This window comes from Providencia sp. 2023EL-00965 (assembly GCF_033550225.1).
Lineage (GTDB): Bacteria > Pseudomonadota > Gammaproteobacteria > Enterobacterales > Enterobacteriaceae > Providencia > Providencia manganoxydans.
Genome location: NZ_JAWUEH010000007.1, coordinates 113131 through 134994 on the forward strand (window position 1 = coordinate 113131; position 21864 = coordinate 134994).

Here is a 21864-nt window from a genome sequence, read left to right on the forward strand (position 1 = left end):
CGATAAAACATAAGTCTAGACCTGTTAGCATGTGATTCACAGCCATTTTTTAGACTCGTCATACTTTATTGCAAACGGTTTAACAACTTTTTCTGATAATTCTAGCGCGTTGTACGCTTTTGTTAATAATTGGTGATTATAGCTAGCGTGGTTTTGATGGGCTGGTTAATCTATATATACTTGTCATACTTCAAGATGCAGGGGGGACTACGCTACGTTCGCCGAGTCACATAGTTCATCTATATTCCCCGCCTATCTTAGCTTGTTGTTTACCCGTATCTCGAAGTATTTAGAATAGAGTAATGAGTTTTTAAATTATGCAGTGGCTCTCAGGTTTGTGAGCGTATAAATCCACTACAAGATGACTAAAAGGATATTAAATGACGAATTCAACAGTCCGAGTTGCCGTTGTTGGCGCTGGTGGGCGTATGGGACGCCAACTCATTCAGGCTGCACAACAGCAAGAGGGTATTCAACTAGGCGCAGCAATTGAACGAGTTGGTTCTACACTGGTTGGCACTGATGCGGGTGAATTAGCAGGTATTGGTAAATTAGGCATTTCGATTGTTGATTCGTTAGATAAAGTTGCTAATGACTTTGATGTGGTCATTGATTTTACTCGCCCAGAAGCAACCTTGCAGTATTTGGCTTTCTGCCGCGCAAATAGCAAAGCGATGGTGATTGGTACTACAGGGTTTGATGAACAAGGTAAACAAGCGATTGCTGATGCCGCTAAATCTATTCCAATTGTATTTGCGGCAAATTTCAGTGTCGGTGTTAACGTTGTTCTTAAATTATTAGAAAAAGCGGCAAAAGTAATGGGTGACTATACCGATATTGAGATCATTGAAGCCCATCATCGTCATAAAGTGGATGCGCCATCCGGTACGGCACTGGCGATGGGTGAGTCAATCGCTAGCGCACTGGGTAAAGAGCTAAAAGATTGTGCTGTTTACTCACGTGAAGGATATACAGGCGAGCGCGAAGCTGGTTCAATTGGTTTTGCGACTGTACGTGCAGGCGACATTGTTGGTGAGCACACGGCTATGTTTGCTGATATCGGTGAGCGTGTAGAAATAACACATAAGGCTTCCAGTCGGATGACGTTCGCAAATGGGGCTATTAGGGCTTCAGGTTGGGTTATCCTGCAAAAGTCTGGGTTGTATAATATGAAAGATGTCCTTAACTTGGAAAACATTTAATTATTTTGATTTTAAAATGCTAGGCAAATCATGGTGTTTTAGTTTTATTTGTCATGATTTGCTTTGTTGTTATTGATTTTTTGTTTTTGTTGTTGTTTTTAATTGTTATTACCTCCGTCTGTATCCTTTTTGTCTAAATAATCATCTTTTATTATCCCTAAACATGCTTTATCATCAATTATGCAACTAATTCGGTTTGCAACCGTTTACTTTGTGTTTATGGCTGCTTGTTTTAGTGCTCAATACAATAAAAGTTAGGCTGATACCCAAAAAAGTAAGAAAAAAACGAAAAAAATGCGTTTTTTTCTAGACAAGACCTCATCTCATCATTAGAATGCGCGCAATTTGCCAAAAATTGCTTAAAAACGCATTTTGGCATTGATTTAGATCCTCAAATCTGAATTAATATGCACTAATTGTGATTTATTATTCCCTGGAGGGTGTTTTGATTAAGTCAGCTATACTGGTTCTCGAAGACGGAACCGAATTCCACGGGCGCGCCATTGGTGCTGAAGGGGCCGCTGTTGGAGAAGTCGTTTTCAATACGTCAATGACCGGATATCAAGAAATAATTACCGACCCTTCCTATTCCCGCCAAATCGTTACTCTCACTTATCCTCATATTGGTAATGTCGGCACCAATGCCGATGACGAAGAATCCCCAGAAGTTCATGCACAAGGTTTGATAATTCGTGACCTACCATTGGTTTACAGTAACTTTCGCGGTCAGGAAGGTCTATCAGAATACCTGAAGCGCCATAACGTTGTTGCAATAGCTGATATTGATACACGTAAACTGACGCGTTTGTTAAGAGAGAAAGGAGCGCAGAACGGTTGCATTATTGCTGGTGATAACCCTGACGTAGCATTAGCGCTGGATAAAGCACGCGCATTTTCTGGCCTGAACGGCTTGGATTTGGCGAAAGAAGTTTGCACTAAAGAAGCTTATACTTGGACTCAAGGTTCTTGGACTCTAGAAGAGGGTCAGCTGGGCGCAAAAAATGAAGATGAGCTACCACTACATGTTGTGGCCTACGATTTTGGCGCGAAACGTAACATTCTACGTATGCTAGTTGACCGTGGCTGTCGTTTAACGGTGGTGCCAGCGACAACATCCGCAGAAACAGTGTTAGCGATGGATCCAGATGGTATTTTCTTATCAAATGGCCCTGGCGATCCGGCTCCTTGTGATTATGCAATCAAAGCAATTCAACAATTCTTAACCACAGAGATCCCTGTTTTTGGTATCTGTTTAGGTCATCAATTATTAGCGCTAGCCAGTGGTGCGAGTACCGTAAAAATGAAGTTTGGGCACCACGGTGCGAATCACCCAGTCAAAGATGTAGATCAAAACGTTGTGATGATCACCGCTCAGAACCACGGTTTTGCGGTTGATGAATCAACATTACCCGACACATTACGTGTGACACATAAATCATTGTTTGATGGCACTCTGCAAGGTATTCACCGCACAGATAAACCAGCATTTAGCTTCCAAGGTCACCCTGAAGCAAGCTCTGGTCCTCACGATGCGGCACCACTGTTCGACCATTTTATCGAATTGATTAATGAATATCGCCAGAACCAACCAAGTCATAACGCAAAATAATCGGGAGCAATAAAATGCCAAAACGTACAGATATAAAAAGTATTCTGATCCTAGGGGCTGGCCCGATTGTTATCGGCCAAGCGTGTGAGTTTGACTATTCAGGTGCGCAAGCGTGTAAAGCATTGCGTGAAGAAGGCTATCGCGTCATTTTAGTTAACTCCAATCCTGCAACCATCATGACTGACCCAGAAATGGCCGATGCAACTTATATTGAGCCTATCCATTGGGAAGTGGTACGTAAAATCATCGAAAAAGAGCGTCCAGATGCAGTATTGCCAACAATGGGTGGGCAAACAGCGCTGAACTGTGCATTAGAACTTGAGCGCCAAGGTGTGTTAGCTGAGTTTGGTGTGACGATGATTGGTGCGACTGCTGATGCTATTGATAAAGCCGAAGATCGCCAGCGCTTTGATAAAGCAATGAAGAAAATTGGTTTGGATACCGCTCGTTCAGGTATCGCGCACAATATGGAAGAAGCCTATGCGGTTGCTGATGATGTTGGTTTCCCTTGTATTATCCGCCCTTCCTTTACAATGGGTGGTACGGGTGGCGGGATCGCTTATAACCGTGAAGAATTTGAAGAAATCTGTACGCGAGGCTTAGATCTCTCACCAACTAATGAGCTACTCATTGATGAGTCGCTGATCGGTTGGAAAGAGTATGAAATGGAAGTGGTACGCGATAAAAACGATAACTGCATTATCGTGTGTTCGATTGAAAACTTCGATGCGATGGGGATCCACACAGGCGACTCAATTACCGTTGCACCGGCACAGACGCTGACGGACAAAGAGTACCAAATCATGCGTGATGCCTCAATGGCAGTACTGCGTGAAATCGGTGTTGAAACGGGGGGCTCAAACGTTCAGTTTTCAGTTAACCCGAAAAACGGTCGTTTGATTGTTATCGAGATGAACCCTCGTGTATCACGTTCTTCTGCATTAGCTTCTAAAGCAACAGGTTTTCCAATTGCTAAAATTGCTGCCAAATTGGCAGTCGGTTATACCCTTGATGAGTTAATGAATGACATCACGGGTGGCCGTACACCTGCATCGTTCGAACCTTCAATTGACTATGTAGTGACAAAAATCCCTCGTTTTAACTTCGAAAAATTTGCGGGTACTAACGATCGCCTGACAACACAAATGAAGTCAGTGGGTGAAGTGATGGCAATTGGTCGTACATTCCAAGAGTCGATGCAAAAAGCCTTACGTGGCCTTGAAGTTGGTGCGACCGGGTTTGATCCGAAAGTGAGCCAAGAAGATCCCGAAGCGTTGACTCGGATCCGTCGTGAATTGAAAGATGCGGGTGCTGAGCGTATTTGGTATGTTGCTGATGCATTCCGTGCTGGTCTCTCTGTAGATGGTGTCTTTAATCTGACGAATATTGACCGCTGGTTCCTTGTACAAATTGAAGAGCTCGTGCGCTTAGAAGAGCAAGTGGCAGAGCAAGGAATTAATGGGTTAACTAAAGACTTTTTACGTGCATTGAAGCGTAAAGGCTTTGCCGACGCTCGCTTAGCAAAATTGGTGGGGGTCTCTGAAGCAGAGCTACGGAAGCTACGTCAAGGTTATGACCTGCACCCAGTATATAAACGTGTGGATACTTGTGCCGCGGAATTCGCCACTGATACCGCTTATATGTACTCCACATATGAAGAAGAGTGTGAATCAAACCCTAATTCAGATAAACCAAAGGTGATGGTGTTAGGCGGTGGCCCAAATCGTATTGGTCAAGGAATTGAATTTGACTACTGTTGTGTTCATGCATCATTAGCGCTGCGTGAAGATGGCTATGAAACTATCATGGTGAACTGTAACCCTGAAACGGTTTCAACCGATTATGATACTTCAGACCGCCTCTACTTTGAGCCAGTAACGTTAGAAGATGTGTTGGAAATTGTGCGTATTGAACAGCCTAAAGGGGTAATTGTTCAGTATGGCGGGCAAACACCATTGAAATTGGCGCGTGCATTAGAAGCCGCTGGTGTACCCGTGATTGGTACTAGCCCTGATGCGATTGACCGTGCAGAAGATCGTGAACGCTTCCAGCAAGCAGTCAACCGCTTGAATCTAAAACAGCCACAAAATGCAACCGTGGCAACCATCGAACAGGCTGTTGAAAAAGCAGCAGGGATTGGTTATCCGCTGGTGGTTCGTCCCTCTTATGTTCTAGGTGGACGAGCAATGGAAATCGTTTATGACGAAACGGATTTACGCCGTTATTTCCAAACAGCGGTGAGTGTGTCAAATGATGCACCAGTTCTGTTAGATCGCTTCCTTGATGATGCCGTTGAAGTTGACGTGGATGCTATCTGTGATGGCGAAATAGTCTTGATTGGCGGGATCATGGAGCACATCGAACAAGCGGGTGTTCACTCAGGTGACTCTGCATGTTCATTGCCCGCTTATACACTTAGCCAAGAAATCCAAGATGTGATGCGTGAGCAAGTACGCAGTTTAGCTTTTGAATTACGTGTTCGTGGCTTGATGAACGTACAGTTTGCGGTGAAAAACAATGAAGTGTATTTGATTGAAGTTAACCCGCGTGCCGCACGTACGGTGCCATTTGTGTCTAAAGCAACAGGGGTTCCACTCGCGAAAGTGGCTGCTCGCGTGATGGTTGGACAATCATTGACAGAGCAGGGCATCACCAAAGAAATCATTCCTCCTTATTATTCTGTGAAAGAAGTGGTACTGCCGTTTAACAAATTCCAAGGCGTTGACCCTATTTTAGGGCCTGAAATGCGTTCAACGGGCGAAGTTATGGGGGTTGGCCGTACATTTGCAGAGGCTTTTGCTAAAGCGATGTTAGGCAGCAGCTCGACCATGAAAAAATCAGGGCGTGCTTTATTGTCGGTGCGCGAAGGGGATAAGACACGTGTTGTTGATTTAGCCGCTAAACTACTGAAACATGGTTTTGAGCTAGATGCGACCCATGGTACCGCGATTGTACTGGGCGAAGCAGGGATCAACCCACGTTTAGTCAATAAAGTTCACGAAGGGCGTCCACATATTCAAGATAGGATCAAAAATGGTGAGTACGATTATATCGTTAATACCACTGCGGGCCGTCAAGCTATTGAAGACTCTAAATTGATCCGCCGTAGTGCCCTACAGTATAAAGTGCACTATGACACTACATTGAATGGGGGTTTTGCAACAACCATGTCATTGAGTGCTGATCCAACTGAGAAAGTGATTTCAGTTCAGGAAATGCATGCGCTGATCAAATAACTAAATCGTCAGTTCAGTCAGCCCTGTTATTGAAAAATAACAGGGCTTTTTTGAGCACATTTACTCTAAATAATTCAAGAATGCAGGTAGGCGACAAGCGAAGATAGCCGATGAGCATAGGAAAACTATGTGATTCGGGTAGCTGAGTGTAGTCAACAACCCTGCAACTTGAAGTATGACGAGTAAAATTTATTGGATTGCTTGGCGATGCTTAGATATCTTATATTCAATATCCTTTATCCACGAAACCTTTAAGTCATGGAATTGTTGGTCGGCTGCAAATAGCGCCGCACCTCGTAAAGACAATTCACGAATATCATCTTGTGGGATATTGGCCACACTCATTTCGCGATTGTATTGACGAAATGATTCCATTTTATTATCACAGTAGCCCAGAGCAGCTTCGGCGATCTCCGTGGCTGATTGATTATTTTTACTCGCAATATCAAAAGCATATTGGTCAATACAGGATTTTGCTTCTTCTGCTTTTTCATAGCCGGGAGTACTAGGCTCACCAATATCTAAGCTATCAGCGAACCCTATTACAGGAAGTAAAAGCAATCCAATGGATATTGCTTTTATGTTCATTTATTCACCATCATTTATAAGTGTGGATTATTCGGCGGAATTATACACTCGTCATACTTCAAGTTGCAGGGCTTTTCATTGCGGTATCAGTGACTACTTCACGCTCAGCGAATCGCAGTGGTGGCCTATGCTTCCTAACTATCTTCGCTTGTCGACTACCTGCATCTCGCATTATTGAGAGTATAATCAGCGCCATAGTGATCTGCTACAAGAAAAAGATAAAATTATACAAAAGAAATATATTTTAAATGATAACGAGTGTATTGACTCTCACGTAACGTGAGGCATTAACCTGCAAGTCGATCACAGGAGGACAAAGATGCTATTTCAAGTGGGTGAAATTGCCCAGAAAACAGGGCTAACTATTCGTACACTTCATCATTATGAAGAAATAGGGTTATTAGTTCCGACTGCAAGAACCGATGCAGGTTATCGTTTGTATAACGTACAATGTCTTGAGCGTTTGACACAAATTCAAATGTTAAGGCAAGTGGGCGTAAAACTTAAAGACATCGGTGAGATCTTAGATGGTCAAAGTGGTGATATGGCGCAAATGCTGCAAGAGCGTATTGATGCTCTGTCGGCACAAATGAAGCAGATGGCACAGTTGCAATATCGATTGGAGCAGCTTCAGCGGCAGATGCAGGCTGGCGACATTCTCACTCAGACTGATTGGTTTTCCATTTTGGAGATGATGTCCATGTATGATAAGTACTTTACACCAAAAGAATTAGAGCAGATGCCACTGTATACGGCTCACACCCTAAAGAGCGAAGAGTGGCAGCAACGAGTTAGTACAGTCAAATCCTTAATAAAGGAAGGGGTTGCACCTAGCTCCGAGCAAGCAAAGAAAGTCGCAACGGAATGGATGATAGCGCTGGAACGTGATACTGGCGGAAGCCCCGATTTTTTTGCTCGCCTAAACACGATCCATTTATCAGACAATGAATTTGCTATTTCATCGGGTATTACTGAGGAAATGATTGAGTATGTTGCTAGAGGGTTTAGTGAACATCAGCTAGATATTTTCAAACCCCACTTAACGGAGCCACAATTTGCTTTTGTTCAAGAACACTATTTTGAATCAGGTAGAGTGTGGCCTGAGCTGATCGCTGGTCTCTATAATGCACAAAAAGCGGGTCTTCCACCTGAATCAGCAGAGGTTCAATCATTGGCTCAAATGTGGTTGACCATGTTTAATCAATTTACTGGTGGTGATCCCGTACTACAGGAAAAAATTCGTCAAATTTACCAAGAGGATCCTGTTATTTCTCGTGGCACATGGATGACCCCTGAAATTGGGCAATATCTGTTTGCTGCACTGACAGTTTATTTTGCTCACTAATAAATCATTTGCCGCCTTTAAGAGGCGGCTCGATGTTGTTGACGAAGCGGGATAAAAGCGTGGTTTTTCCCGCTTCGTGTTATCAGCCGAAAATCAATGAATTGATTTTGCTCGTTTATTTCAACACTCTAAACAACTACCGCCAAGCAGAATACGTTTGGCGGTAGTCTGTGCATCCTTTAAGAGACGGCTTTTTGCTTATTCTGTTTTATTACTGAGAGCTTTACGATGCTTCCAATACACCATAATCGACCCTATTAAACCACCAATAAGTAGCAATACAGGTAAAATCATCAGCACACTGATGACGACCTGTTCATGCTGTTTGATAAATGGAATTTGGTTCAGCGCATAGCCCAGTGTGACGATAATCCCGACCCACAACAGCCCGCTTAACCAATTGAATAACTGAAAACGGCGATGACTCAGTTCAGAGAGTCCTGCAAGGACAGGCAATAATGTTCGCACAAAGGCTAAGAAGCGGCCTATCAACAGCGCATATAGCCCCTGTTTATGAAACATATGGTTCGCTTTTTCATGATATTCATGAGGGATTTGCGCTAGCCAACGCTTAACTAATTTTGTTTCGCTTAGCCATCTTCCCTGTAGAAAACCTAGCCAACAACCAACGCTTGCTGCGGTAGTAAGTAATAAAATCGTTGGGATAAAACTCAATACACCTTTCGCGATTAATGCACCTGAAAGGATCAATAGGGTATCACCGGGTAAAAAGGCTGCGGGAAGCACCCCATTTTCTAAGACGATGACCACAAAGAGAACTGTATAAATAACCCAAAGTACTTCTGGATTGGAGAGTTTAAGAAAATCGTGGTGCCAAAGTGCCAGTACGATTTCGCGTAGTACTTCCATAATCGTTCCTGTATTTACGAAAAAAGCTGCGAAAAAAGCGAATTCTTTATTATATTACAGGAAAAAATGACGCTAAGTTTGATTTGTTTACTGAATGTGTGGATTAGTTGAAATTTTAATAGGGGTCATACCAATACTTTCATATTAGCAAACACTATGAAAGTATTGGAAAAAAATACATGCTTAAATGCGTTCAAATGCCAATGCCAGATCATCAATCAGATCTTGTGGATGCTCTAGGCCAACATGGATACGGAAAAAGGTGCCGTCATTAGGTTGGAAATCGTATTGACGCATACTTAATAGATCTTCTTTTTGGTAGCCTAAAATTAATGATTCATAGCCACCCCATGAATAGCCCATTTTGAAGTGGCTAAAATGGTTTAGAAAATCTTCAAATTGCTGCTGGGAGAGACGTGATTTTAGTTGAAAAGAGAATAATCCATTGCTGCCGCTAAAATCGCGAACAAAAAATGAGTGTCCCGGGCAAGAAGGTAAAGCTGGGTGGTAAACAGATTCAACTTCAGGCCGTTGTTCTAACCATTGTGCAACAGTGAGGCCACTACTTTCATGCTGTTTTAAGCGCGTGGCTAATGTGTGCAAACCACGTCCAGCCATATATACCGTATCGGGATCCGCGGTTTGACCAAGTAAATAGGAATTTTCACGTAATGTCTTAATACAGCGTTGATTGGCAACAGCAATGCCTAACATTGAATCTGAATGACCATTGATATATTTGGTAGCAGATTGGATTGAAATATCAATATCGAGTAGCAAAGGTTTCAGTAATACACCTGCGGCCCAAGTATTATCAATCATGATAATCGTTTCAGGTGCTTGTTGGCGGATAGCTTGAACAATCGCAGGAAGATCATGTATTTCCATGGTAATAGAACTAGGTGCTTCTAAAAAAACAATACGTGTATTAGTGCGCAATAGTTCGGCAATACCAGCGCCGATTAACGGATCAAAATAGTCGGTTTTAATGTTTAGCTTGGTAAGGATTTTGTCACAAAAATTTTGTGTCGGATCGTAAGCTGAGCCTGTGACTAGAATATGATCGCCAGAAGAAACAAAAGATAATATTGAATTGGTAATAGCAGCTGCGCCAGAAGGGTATAATACTGTGCCTGCACCACATTCAAGTTCAGTCATGGCCTCTTGGAAGGCAAAGTGTGTTTGGGTTCCTCTGCGACCATAAAAAAGGACTGAATTTGCCCTATTTTGTGTCGCATGGCGCTTCTCTTCAACAGTGTCAAAAATCACTGACGAGGTGCGCTGAATAATTGGATTAACACCTTTTTGGGTATATTTAGGATTTCTGCCAAGATGGACAAGTTGTGTTTCGGGGCGGATCTTTGCCATATTGTGTCCTTGCACTTGCTTAAAGTAGGGAAACCGGAAAGTCGTTAATTGAAGTTAAATGATTTGATTGAGGAAGTACATGCTTTAACTTTCAATCTGATTTTTTTTCATGTCAGCTTAAAATAACCTCATGATTGCAATGGGCTTGTTTGCTTTAGAGCAAAAAATAATAAAAAAATGCTGAATAGTAATGATAATTACTATCAATTCGCGTCATGTTTGATATTATCAGCACCGTCATTTTTAAAAATGACACATTAGGCGAGGGAACTTCGCTTTTATAGGTTAGTCGGTGACTGTAAATACAATATCATCGGCACACATTTTTACTCTAAATAATTCAAGGTTGTATTAGTGACAAGTGAACAAGTTGCTAGGCGCATAGATAAGTATGTGGCTGGTGCGAGTGAGCATAGTCAACAACACGATAACTTGAAGTATAACGAGTATATTAATAGAACACAGAAAAAGAGAATATAAGGCCAACTGATGCGTAAACTAACAGCTTCTATTCTATTGGCGATGGGCCTGATGGGAACTGCATATGCGGATACCACACCAGAGACAACCCCAACATCAGCTCAAACAGCACCGGCTGCTTCGGGTTCTGAAGCAAATAACCCATCCGCAGCGACGCCAATTGCACAAAATCAAGCCAGTGCTGAAAACAATACATCAGCACCTGTTATCAGTGAAAGCATTGAAATTGCACCTGAAAACCAAGGCGGTTTCGACAAAGATTTATCGGTTTGGGGGATGTATCAAAACGCAGATAATGTTGTTAAAACCGTTATGATAGGGCTGGTTATTGCATCAATTATCACATGGGCATTGTTCTTCTCTAAAGGTATTGAGCTATTAGTTGCTCGTCGACGCTTGAAATCAGAAGCAAAAGCATTAGCAGAAGTTAAATCGCTTGATGAGGCGGTTAGTATCGCGAGCAATTTCAAAGCAAATAGTGTGACTAGTTTGTTGCTTAATGAAGCGGTTGCTGAAAGGACACTGTCTGCACAAAGTACTGATTTAGCGGGTATTAAAGAACGAACTGGCTTCCGCTTAGAGAGAGCGATTGCTGCAATTAGCCGCTATATGGGGCGCGGTAATGGGTATTTAGCGACTATTGGCGCAATTTCGCCATTTGTGGGGCTATTTGGTACCGTTTGGGGGATCATGAATAGCTTTATTGGTATTGCTCACTCACAAACAACTAACTTAGCTGTTGTGGCTCCTGGGATTGCCGAAGCACTATTAGCAACGGCGATCGGTCTGATTGCGGCAATTCCAGCTGTGGTTATTTATAACATTTTTGCTCGTATGATTAATAACTATCGTGGTCAGATTGGTGATGTTGCAGCACAGGCTGCGCTACTATTAGGTCGTGACCTCGATCTGGCAAATAGTAAAGCAAGGTAACAACGATTATGGCAATGCGTTTAGGCGATGAACAAGATGATAGCGGTGAAATGCATGAAATTAACGTAACACCTTTTATTGATGTTATGTTAGTCCTTCTGATCATTTTTATGGTTGCTGCTCCATTAGCAACGGTTGATATCAAAGTTGATTTACCTGCTTCGACAGCAAAACCACAGCCGCGTCCGGAAAAACCTGTATTCCTAACAGTAAAATCAGATAGCCAGCTATTTATTGGCGATCAAGCGGTAACAAAAGAGCAGCTAGCAACATCACTAGATGCTGCAACCAACGCCAATAAAGAGACCACCATATTTTTCCAAGCGGATAAGACCGTTGACTATGAAACAATGATGGATGTTATGAATGCATTACGGCAGTCAGGGTATCTCAAGATTGGTTTAGTTGGTATGGAAGCGACCGCCCCTAAGCAGTAAATCATATAGCTTTGTACAACGCGTTTTACCTCATTTGAGATAAAACGCGTTTTTTGTTACTCATTATTGGTTGAGTCTCCTTTCATTTATGCCTGTAATCATTAATTTTTTGAATTAATGTCATCGTTTTATGGTTAAAAAATGTATAAAAAATGTAACTTATATGTTCATTATTTTTGTTTTTTTCACTAGATTAGTTCACTAAGTGATTATTAAAAATAAACCATTTTTTCTTTATGGGATTATTTAATTTTGAATAATACTAAGTAGTTACGCGTAACTTCTAACTCGAAAATAGTGTCAATTTAATCTAGGTAATATATAACTTATTGTTATTTAAATAATAAATATAATCCCTTGTAGTTTTGATGAATAGAATGTGAATTTATTCATTTTTCGTGTTACTGAGTAAATAAGGTAATAGAATAAATTAGATTAATACTTATTAAGATTCAATATATATGAATAAATAAATATAATAATTAAATTTTAATCTATTTCCAGATAAGGAGAGTTTATTAAATAATTAGTTTTGTAACATTTTCAAGATATCAGTAATTATGTAAATTATATCTAAAAATATATATTAATGTTTTTTCAAAACATGATGTTTTGCATATTACTATGATTTTATTGTTCTTTTTACTTTTTCTTTGATGATTTTAGTTAAATGAAAAAAACACTTGCGCAACAATTATGTTGCGTTATAATGCAATCAATAACATTTGGAAATACTTTTAAATACTTTTCATGTTTTAAACTATTTATTTTCTTTATACGCCAAACTAGGGAAATATAAATTAACCTTGATCTCTTGAGTTAACAAAAATAAGTTTTACCACTTTTTTGCTTTAATCATGAATCGGTTTATTAGTTGAAGAATGTTATTCTGAAGTCAAATGGGCTGATTTCAGACTACGCATAGCAATGCAACGCCTTAACAGGCAATTTCATATTATACTCCTCTATTATAGATAAATAAGACTACACATTCATGCGTTATCTCTGATAACGCTTTTTTTTGTCTTAAATTTAAGTTAAAACAACGAATTATTTTTTATCTAGTAGTTGCACGCCGATGTTCTCTGCTAGCTTTTTATGCTAATTAGACCAATTGCGGTCTATTTAAGTATGACTAGCATTATTTAAACAAATATCTTCACGAAATGAATTATCGGAGTATTATGTTACCTCTACTGCTGTGGGGAATATACTCGTCATATTTCAAGTTGTAAGGCTTTTCGTTGAGGTATAAGTGACTATGCTTAGCTAGTCGGGTCACATAGTTTTTCTATGCTCTCCCTCTATCTTCACTTATCGCCTACCTACACCTCGAACTATTTAGAGTATAGATACAACAGCGGGCTTCTCTGCCAGGTACTGGCGTGAATCAATTGGAAGTTAACATGACTTGGTCTGAGTTTAAATCTCACTATCTCATCCGTTTTTGGAAACCTTTACCTGCCGTTATTGCAGCAGGTGTTCTCTCGACATACTACTTTGGCTTAACTGGCACATTTTGGGCTGTAACTGGTGAATTTACTCGTTGGGGTGGGCACATCTTACAGCTCTTTGGTGCTGAGCCTGAAAATTGGGGATACTTTAAAGTCATTGGTTTTTCGGGTAGCCCATTAGATAGAATTGATGGCGTAATGATCATCGGGATGTTTGCTGGATGTTTCGCTGCCGCGCTATGGGCAAATAACGTTAAACTACGAATGCCTCAACATCGGATCCGTATTTTCCAAGCGATTATTGGCGGTATCATTGCTGGGTTTGGTGCTCGCTTAGCAATGGGGTGTAATCTTGCCGCATTTTTCACTGGGATCCCTCAATTTTCTTTACACGCATGGTACTTTGCTATCGCAACTGCGGCAGGCTCTTACTTTGGGGCTAAATTCACGCTGATGCCAATGTTTAGGATCCCCGTTAAATTGAAAAAAGTTTCTGCGGCCTCCCCTTTAACACAGCGGACTGATGTCGCTAAAAAACGCTTCAAATTAGGGATGACGGTATTTTTAATCGCCATTGCATGGGGGTTTTATACCTTATGGGATGCGCCTGTACTCGGTATCGCCATTTTGTGTGGCATAGGGTTTGGTTTACTGATTGAACGTGCTCAAATTTGCTTTACTTCTGCATTCCGCGATTTATGGATCACGGGAAGAACTCACATGGCAAAAGCGATTATTATTGGTATGGCTGTCAGCGCGATTGGTATTTTTAGTTATGTACAACTCGGTGCCACACCAAAAATATTGTGGGCGGGACCCAATGCGGTTATTGGCGGATTGCTGTTTGGCTTCGGGATAGTGTTAGCTGGAGGCTGTGAAACAGGTTGGATGTATCGGGCTGTTGAAGGGCAAGTTCATTATTGGTGGGTTGGTTTTGGTAACATCATTGGAGCGACCATTCTGGCTTATTATTGGGATGATCTGGCCCCTTGGTTAGCCACTGATTTTGATAAGGTCAATTTACTCGAAACATTTGGTCCGCAAGGCGGCTTAGCTGTAACTTATTTGCTATTAGCATTAGCCTTTATTTTAATGTTGGTATGGGAAAAATATTTTTTCCGTAAGCGCACACAAACTCAAGCAATAACAACAACGGAGGCATCATGAGCCATAAAGAAATTATCCCTGACTATCGATTAGATATGGTTGGTGAGCCTTGTCCTTATCCAGCAGTAGCAACACTAGAAGCGATGCCATCGTTAAAAAAAGGGGAAATATTGGAAGTGGTGAGCGATTGCCCACAATCGATTAATAACATCCCTTTAGATGCAAAAAATTATGGCTATACGGTGTTGGATATTCAACAAGATGGGCCGACTATACGGTATTTGATCCAAAAATAATCAATCTCCATCAGATACCCGTCATACTTCGCGCCGCAGCGTTGTGCGCCTAGCTGTAACACGAATTATTTAGGTTATCTTATTGATTTTTTTTAAATATTATAAGACTAAATTTTAGTGATGTTATTGGCGGGATAGGGGATATCCCGCCGTTGGATTATTGATCTTGCCAGTGGGTTAAATCTAAGACAAGTTCACATTCATCATCAACATAAGCGCCAGTTGGGATAAAACCGAGCTTTTGGTAGAACTCAAAAGGACTTTCTTCTCCTTCGCCACAGCTGTTATATAGACGTGGATAACCTTTCTTTTTTAAATAACGAATCACTTGCAGTAAAGCTTCTCGGCCAAAACCTAGTTTTTGATAGGGCTCTGCTATCATAAAACGCCATAGCATAATGCCATCATATTCGAGTTCATCATCATCTAACCCAGAGTGCAGCATGATAAAACCAACGGGAACATCATCAGCATATATACCTCGATACCATGCACAATCTGAAAATTGAGCTTCAACAATAGAGTATGCATTATCCGCTACCATACTACGTTGTGCTTCACTAAGTGTATGGCTTAACAGACAAATTTCAGAGAAGTTATCTGCCGTAATTTTTTGCAGAGTGACAAGTGAATGTTCATCCACTTCTGGTTCGATGAGCTCTTTCATAACAATTCCTGCGATTGAAGTTTGACCTTATGGTTGCGACTTGATTATTTTTGTTATTGAAATGTAATTCAGCAGAGATTTGGCGGGTAGTCAATGACTTAATAGTGGCAATGCTAGCAAGGTCTAAAAAGTGATGGCAACACGATGAAATTGTGTTGCCAATGATAAAATAAATTGTTGATTAATGTTCGGCTTCACCACCGAGGACATCAATAAGGCGAGTGATAAGCGCACTGAGTTCGCCTGTCATTAGGGCATAATCGGCATCAAAGCGCTGAGCATAATCTTCTTTGCCAATATCATCGTTTTGTTCTTTTAATGTATCACTGAATTTTAACCTTTTTAGTGAACCATCATCCGAAAGCATAAACTGTATGCGCTCTTCCCAATCTAAAGCCAATTTAGTGACTAATTTTCCAGCTTCGATATGTGTGGCTATTTCGTCGGAAATTAATTCCTGTTTTTTACAACGGATAATGCCGCCCTCCTCAAGGATGGCTTTTAATTCAGCTTCATCCATCACAGAAAAACCTTGAGGTAGGGAGCCCGAACGGATCCACTCGGTTAAAGTCAGTTCGATTGGATCTTTAAATGTGAGTGGTACTACAGGAAGTGAGCCTAGGCTTTTACGCAGTAAAGCCAAGTTGTCTTCGGCTCGTTTCGCACTTGCTGCATCAACAATAATTAATTGATTAACAGTATCAATCCATATATAGGTTTTGCTGTATTTGCTGAATGCTCTAGGCAGTAATGCATGAACGACTTCATCTTTAAGGGAGTCTTTTTCTGTTTTTTTCAGTTTACGACCTTGGTCAGCTTCCAGTTTTTCGATTTTATCTTGTAGTTCTTGCTTAATCACTGGAGAAGGTAACATTTTCTCTTCTTTTTTCGCGCAGATCAGAATTTGGTTACCCGCAGCGTGAGTTAAAGAGTCAGAACCCTTCATTGGTGACACCCAACCTGTTTGCATCATGTCTTGGCTACCGCAAGGGTGATAGGCGAGAGGGGCAAGCTGTTTTTCTAGATCGTCAGCACTGAGTGTCAGATCACGATTCAGACGATAGACCAATATATTCTTGAACCACATGAAAAACCTACCTTTGTTGATGGATTGCCTATTTTAGCCGATGGCTATGATAACGAATTGTCAGTTATTAAGCGAAAAAAAATGCCCTATCACATAATTTATTACGTGTAGCAGTATTAATGGCATGTTTTCTATACACTATAAGTACAGAACGAATACTCAGGTGGAGCAACGATGAGAATTGGAATTGATCTCGGTGGTACTAAGATTGAAGTTATCGCACTGGATGATGATGGTGAGACTTTATTTAGAAAACGGGTCGCGACGCCTCGTGGTGATTATCAAGCAACACTAAATGCAATTGTGAGTTTAGTTAGCGATGCAGAATTAGCAACAGGGCAAAAAGGCACTGTTGGTGTCGGTATTCCAGGTACATTATCTCCAGTAACAGGACGGGTGAAGAATGCAAATTCAACATGGTTGAATGGGCAGTTTTTTGATGCGGATTTAGCCAAGCTGCTAGGACGCCCCGTAAAAGTGGCGAATGATGCGAATTGTCTTGCCGTATCAGAGGCCGTTGATGGCGCAGGCAAAGGCGCTAAAGTCGTGTTTGCCGTTATTATTGGGACTGGATGCGGAGCAGGAATTGCAATTAATGGGCAAGTGCACTCAGGGGGAAATGGTGTTGCTGGGGAATGGGGGCATAACCCACTACCTTGGCAAGATGAACAAGACCATGCATTTTTTCAGGGTGAACAATGTTATTGCGGTTTAGTTGGCTGTACCGAGCTTTTTGTTTCTGGAACGGGGTTCATGAGTGACTATCGCAAGTATACAGGTGAAACAAAAACAGGTTCAGAGATTATTGAATTGATTGGGGCAGGTGATCAACATGCGACGTCTGTGATGCATAACTATCAGTCGCGTCTTGCAAGAGCATTGGCCCAAGCCATTAATATGTTAGATCCTGATGTTATTGTGCTTGGTGGGGGAATGAGCAACGTCGATAATTTATATCAAACATTACCGCCATTAATTAGAAATTGGGTATTTGGACGTGAATGTGATACACCAATTCGCAAAGCAGTGCATGGCGATTCGAGTGGTGTACGTGGTGCTGCGTGGTTGTGGCCGCAAAATTAGGTATGACAATGATGACTTTTTGTGACTTATATTCAATTAAATCAATCTAATTAAGATAGGTAGTGACTTCACTTTATATCAAGTGCACTGTTTACATTCGTCACGCTGCAAGTTGCAGCGCTTTTCGTTTAGGTATAGGGCTATCCGAGGCCACATACTTATATATGTACAGCGAGATAATATCACTTGCTGCTTAGCTGCACCTCGAATTACTTAAAATCTATGAAGATCTTAAAATAGGGTTTTGAGCACTTTTCTGACTAAAAATGATTTTGCATCAATTTGTGTAGAGGAATTACAGATGAATAATATTTTTAAACTGTCGGCGCTAGCTTTGTTTATCACATTGAATGCCAATGCTGCGACAGTTGATTTACGTGTTATGGAAACGTCTGACATTCATAGTAACTTGATTGATTTTGATTATTATAAGGATAAATCAACAGATCAGTTTGGGTTAGTTCGAACTGCAAGTTTGATTAAAGCGGCTAAAGCTGAAGCAACGAATGCTGTGTTGGTGGATAACGGTGACTTAATTCAGGGCAGCCCATTAGCAGACTACATGGCAGCGAAAGGCATCGAAGAAGGGGGATCCCATCCAGCCCATAGTTTAATGAATACCATGGGGTATACCGTAGGTAACTTTGGTAACCATGAATTTAATTTTGGGTTGGATTACCTGAAAAAAGCCATTGCTGGCGCTAAATTTCCTTATATAAACGCGAATATTATTGATGCTAAAACGGGGGAAAACTTTTTTACACCTTATATTATCGTTGATACGCCAGTTAAAGATCGTGACGGCAAAGAGCATAACTTGAAGATTGGCTATATAGGTTTTGTTCCACCACAGATTATGATTTGGGACAAACCAAACTTAAGCGGTAAAGTTACCGTCAATGATATTACTGAAACCGCCAAAAAATTTGTGCCGCAAATGAAGAAAGAAGGTGCCGACATCATTGTCGCGATCCCGCACTCAGGCTTCTCTCAAGAGCCATATAAAGCGATGGCTGAAAATTCCGTTTATTACCTGAGCGATGTTCCGGATATTAATGCCATTATGTTTGGTCATTCACATGGTGTATTTCCAAGCAAGGAATTTGCAAATATTAAAGGGGTCGACATTGCCAAAGGAACGGTTAATGGGATCCCTGCTGTTATGCCTGGGCAATGGGGCGATCACCTTGGTGTCGTTGATTTGGTATTAAACAATGATGACGGGAGCTGGAAAGTTGTTGATGCAAATGCACAGGCGCGCCCTGTTTATGATAAAGCCAATAAAAAACCATTAGTTGAACGTGATAATGAATTGGCTAAAATCATTGATAAACCACACAATGAGACGCGTCAATTTGTTAGCAAACTGATCGGTAAAGCTTCTGACAATATGTACAGCTATTTGGCCTTAGTCCAAAGTGATCCAACGGTTCAGATCGTGAATGATGCCCAAATTGATTACACCAAACACTATATTCAAGGTGATCCTGATCTAGCCGATCTGCCTGTTTTAGCTGCTGCTGCACCATTTAAAGTCGGAGGAAGGAAAAATGCACCGGATGAATTTGTTGAAGTAGAAAAGGGCGATTTAACTTTCCGTAATGCCGCAGATTTGTATTTATATCCTAATACGTTAGTTGTAGTGAAAGCGACAGGCGCAGAAGTCGTTGAATGGCTTGAGTGCTCGGCTGGTATGTTTAATCGTATCGATCCTCAATCAACATCACCTCAAAGCTTAATCAATTGGGATGGTTTCAGAACTTATAATTTTGACACCATTAGTGGAGTTAGCTATCAAATAGATCTGACTCAGCCTGCAAAATATGATGTAGATTGTCAGCCTGTAAGCCCACAGTCTAATCGCATTAAAAATGTCACTTATCAAGGGAAGCCAATAGATCCTAAAGCGACCTTTTTAATTGCAACCAATAACTATAGAGCTTATGGCGGTAAATTCGCTGGAACAGGGGACAACCATATCGCGTTTGCATCACCCGATGAAAATCGTTCAATACTCGCTTCTTATATTGCCAAGGTTTCTAAACAACAAGGGCAGGTTGCAAGCAAAGCAGATAACAACTGGTCTTTCTTACCTATCAAAACAGATAAGCAATTAGATATTCGTTTTGAGACATCTCCAACAGAGAAAGCAGCAGCATTTATTAAGCAACATTCACTGTATCCGATAAAACAAGTAGGAACAGATAGTATTGGTTTCGCTATTTACCAAATTGATTTAACTGAAAAATAAGTGAAATATTAATTAAGTATGGCTTTTGATTAATAATAGAACCCCTCGTTATTATTTATATTATATTAATAATAACGAGGGGTTCTATTTTATGTGTATTTTTAAAATTAAAAATATAAAAAATGTAATAATTAAAATGTAAAGAAAGTAAAATTTAATGAGACTTAGGTTTCTAAAAACAAAACATTAATTTTTTTATATACTTTAAAATTGAATTAATTCCTAAATTATTTTAGAAAGTGATTTTTAATGATGTTCAGTTTTTAATATTTTTAGCTTCTAAGATTAAATATCTTTCTCATTTTCCTCTTATTAATTAATCAAAATAAATCTATCTTAAATTGATATTTTGATGCTGTACACTTATGAAGTAATGTGAGAGAAATGTTGGTTATGTAAAAAAACACATATCTTTGTTGTGATTTTTTGAATTATTAGTGATTTTTCATAAGAAAATATCTCTAATAGACTATTATCTTAAGATGATTATATGATAAAAAAATACAACTCATAATATGGGTAATAAGGGTGATAATCTAAAAATGTAGCTAAGGTAATATATATTTAAACATAAAATGATTTTTTTTGGTGTTAATGTCGATTTTTCGATTTAAAGTAGGGTTTTACTCCTCATTATCTCTGTCTTGTTTGAAAAAATAGTGGTTAATTCTGGTTTGTTGTTTCTTAATAACATTATGTTTTTATTGATTTTGTTTATTTCTATTTGCTCTTGATGTTGCTAATTAATTAAGTTTCTTTATCTACTCGCGAATGAGTGGGGTTATTTGTTTTTAAATGCCAGATGCGTAATATATTGGGTATCAACTGATCTGAAGCAAAACATGAATAATAAATTCAGAGGTACCCTCACATGGAAATTGAAAGATATAAATACTCATTGTCAATTGGACAAAGAATTAAATCACTCAGATTACAAAATGGTTGGAGTGGTGAAACGCTAGGTAAAATAACTGGAATAAGCCAACAGCAAATTTCCCGTTTTGAGCGTGGAATAAATAGAATTGATGTTGAATCATTAGCTAAATTTGCTAATGCATTTAATGTGAATATCGTAGTTTTATTATCTGATTATGACAAGACTATTTACGACAAAAATATATTTGTTGCAAATACCTTAGTTATTTAAATTCGGGATGTAGTATTAAAAGGATTTAGCCCAACTGTAGTTATCAATATGTGTAGTTAATCATCCTTATTTTAATAATAAAGGATAGGACTCGTTTTATCTTACAAAGGTCAAATATGAAAAAATCTCTTTTAGTTTTATTAGTTGCATCTTCAGTTTCGGCATCAGTTATGGCAGCAGATGGTACTATTACTTTTAATGGTGAAATTACTGCAACAACTTGTGATATCACTTCAAGCAATGGCGGAAAAGACTTCACCGTTACTTTACCAAAAGTGTCTACGACAGCATTAGCAAATGCTGGTGACATTGCTGGTGTTACACAATTTGATCTGATATTGGAAAACTGTACTTCAAACGTTGCTGTTGCAGCAAGTTTTGAAAATACAACCAATACAGACGCAAGTAATGGTAACTTAAACCCAACAACAGGCCCTGCAAATGTTCAGATCCGTTTAGCTGACTCTACTGGTACTCAAGCTAAAGTAAACGGTGGTGCAGCTGGACAGACAAATATTGTCAATGGTAGTGCAACACTGCCATTCCAAGCTTTCTACTTTGCTAAAGCTCCTGTAGTTGATGCTGGTATTGTTACTGCTCAAGTTAATTATACAATAGTATATCCATAATAGTAGTAATGTCAGGGGCACTGTCCCCTGACATTAATAATCGGCAAAGTGGAAATGTATTTTCCACTTTGTTTT

General features: G+C 40.0%; 17 protein-coding genes. 12 read left to right on the forward strand and 5 right to left on the reverse strand.

Annotation, left to right across the window (positions count from 1 at the left end):
* Positions 1-380 precede the first annotated feature (380 nt).
* The 3 genes from dapB (at position 381) to carB (ending at position 6047) form a co-directional block, all read left to right on the forward strand.
* Positions 381-1202 (forward strand): 4-hydroxy-tetrahydrodipicolinate reductase, encoded by an 822-nt coding sequence (gene dapB / locus SC428_RS10790; RefSeq protein ID WP_283126356.1) that lies wholly within the window; start codon positions 381-383, stop codon positions 1200-1202.
* A 445-nt stretch (positions 1203-1647) separates the two neighbouring features.
* Positions 1648-2811, forward strand: a complete 1164-nt coding sequence (carA, locus tag SC428_RS10795; RefSeq protein WP_070926871.1) for a glutamine-hydrolyzing carbamoyl-phosphate synthase small subunit — start codon at positions 1648-1650, stop codon at positions 2809-2811.
* 14 nt (positions 2812-2825) lie between these two features.
* Entirely contained in the window at positions 2826-6047 is a 3222-nt protein-coding gene (carB, locus tag SC428_RS10800; protein ID WP_318707588.1) for a carbamoyl-phosphate synthase large subunit, read from the forward strand.
* A gap of 189 nt (positions 6048-6236) precedes the next feature.
* On the opposite strand, the gene SC428_RS10805 is transcribed toward carB, so the two are convergent.
* Positions 6237-6635, reverse strand: a complete 399-nt coding sequence (locus tag SC428_RS10805; protein WP_318707590.1) for a hypothetical protein — start codon at positions 6633-6635, stop codon at positions 6237-6239.
* Between the two features lie 319 nt (positions 6636-6954).
* On the opposite strand from SC428_RS10805, the gene SC428_RS10810 reads away from it, so the two are divergent.
* Positions 6955-7980: a MerR family transcriptional regulator gene (locus tag SC428_RS10810; RefSeq protein ID WP_070926867.1), complete on the forward strand. Its 1026-nt coding sequence runs from the start codon at positions 6955-6957 to the stop codon at positions 7978-7980.
* 198 nt (positions 7981-8178) lie between these two features.
* On the opposite strand, the gene SC428_RS10815 is transcribed toward SC428_RS10810, so the two are convergent.
* Together SC428_RS10815 and metC are read right to left on the reverse strand one after the other, a co-directional pair.
* Positions 8179-8850 (reverse strand): DedA family protein, encoded by a 672-nt coding sequence (locus tag SC428_RS10815; protein ID WP_070926864.1) that lies wholly within the window; start codon positions 8848-8850, stop codon positions 8179-8181.
* Positions 8851-9033: 183 nt separating this feature from the next.
* Positions 9034-10218 carry a cystathionine beta-lyase gene (metC, locus tag SC428_RS10820; protein ID WP_070926862.1) on the reverse strand — a complete coding sequence of 395 codons (1185 nt, stop codon included), beginning with the start codon at positions 10216-10218 and terminating at the stop codon, positions 9034-9036.
* Between the two features lie 489 nt (positions 10219-10707).
* On the opposite strand from metC, the gene exbB reads away from it, so the two are divergent.
* The 4 genes from exbB to yedF all read left to right on the forward strand — a co-directional run bounded on the left by exbB (position 10708) and on the right by yedF (position 14925).
* Positions 10708-11631 carry a tonB-system energizer ExbB gene (gene exbB / locus SC428_RS10825; protein WP_272580409.1) on the forward strand — a complete coding sequence of 308 codons (924 nt, stop codon included), beginning with the start codon at positions 10708-10710 and terminating at the stop codon, positions 11629-11631.
* Positions 11632-11639: 8 nt separating this feature from the next.
* Positions 11640-12068 carry a TonB system transport protein ExbD gene (exbD, locus tag SC428_RS10830; RefSeq protein WP_070926859.1) on the forward strand — a complete coding sequence of 143 codons (429 nt, stop codon included), beginning with the start codon at positions 11640-11642 and terminating at the stop codon, positions 12066-12068.
* A 1406-nt stretch (positions 12069-13474) separates the two neighbouring features.
* The gene (gene yedE / locus SC428_RS10835; RefSeq protein ID WP_070926857.1) at positions 13475-14689 is read left to right on the forward strand and encodes a selenium metabolism membrane protein YedE/FdhT; all 1215 of its coding nucleotides are present in this window, start codon (positions 13475-13477) and stop codon (positions 14687-14689) included.
* Entirely contained in the window at positions 14686-14925 is a 240-nt protein-coding gene (gene yedF, locus SC428_RS10840; RefSeq protein WP_004926886.1) for a sulfurtransferase-like selenium metabolism protein YedF, read from the forward strand. Before yedE ends, yedF begins: the two co-directional genes overlap by 4 nt.
* 157 nt (positions 14926-15082) lie before the next feature.
* Here yedF and SC428_RS10845 read toward each other — a convergent pair whose 3' ends face one another.
* Both SC428_RS10845 and rdgC read right to left on the reverse strand, forming a co-directional pair.
* Positions 15083-15592, reverse strand: a complete 510-nt coding sequence (locus SC428_RS10845; RefSeq protein WP_283126350.1) for a GNAT family N-acetyltransferase — start codon at positions 15590-15592, stop codon at positions 15083-15085.
* A 181-nt stretch (positions 15593-15773) separates the two neighbouring features.
* Positions 15774-16679, reverse strand: coding sequence for a recombination-associated protein RdgC (rdgC, locus tag SC428_RS10850; RefSeq protein WP_140182781.1), 906 nt, complete (start codon positions 16677-16679; stop codon positions 15774-15776).
* 174 nt (positions 16680-16853) lie between these two features.
* On the opposite strand from rdgC, the gene mak reads away from it, so the two are divergent.
* The 4 genes from mak to SC428_RS10870 all read left to right on the forward strand — a co-directional run bounded on the left by mak (position 16854) and on the right by SC428_RS10870 (position 21789).
* Entirely contained in the window at positions 16854-17762 is a 909-nt protein-coding gene (mak, locus tag SC428_RS10855) for a fructokinase (RefSeq protein ID WP_318707630.1), read from the forward strand.
* Positions 17763-18063: 301 nt separating this feature from the next.
* Entirely contained in the window at positions 18064-20013 is a 1950-nt protein-coding gene (locus SC428_RS10860; protein ID WP_140182783.1) for a bifunctional 2',3'-cyclic-nucleotide 2'-phosphodiesterase/3'-nucleotidase, read from the forward strand.
* An 871-nt stretch (positions 20014-20884) separates the two neighbouring features.
* On the forward strand, positions 20885-21160 hold the full coding sequence (locus SC428_RS10865; protein WP_070926849.1) for a helix-turn-helix domain-containing protein: 276 nt from the start codon (positions 20885-20887) through the stop codon (positions 21158-21160).
* 116 nt (positions 21161-21276) lie between these two features.
* The gene (locus tag SC428_RS10870; protein ID WP_318707634.1) at positions 21277-21789 is read left to right on the forward strand and encodes a fimbrial protein; all 513 of its coding nucleotides are present in this window, start codon (positions 21277-21279) and stop codon (positions 21787-21789) included.
* Positions 21790-21864: the final 75 nt, after the last annotated feature.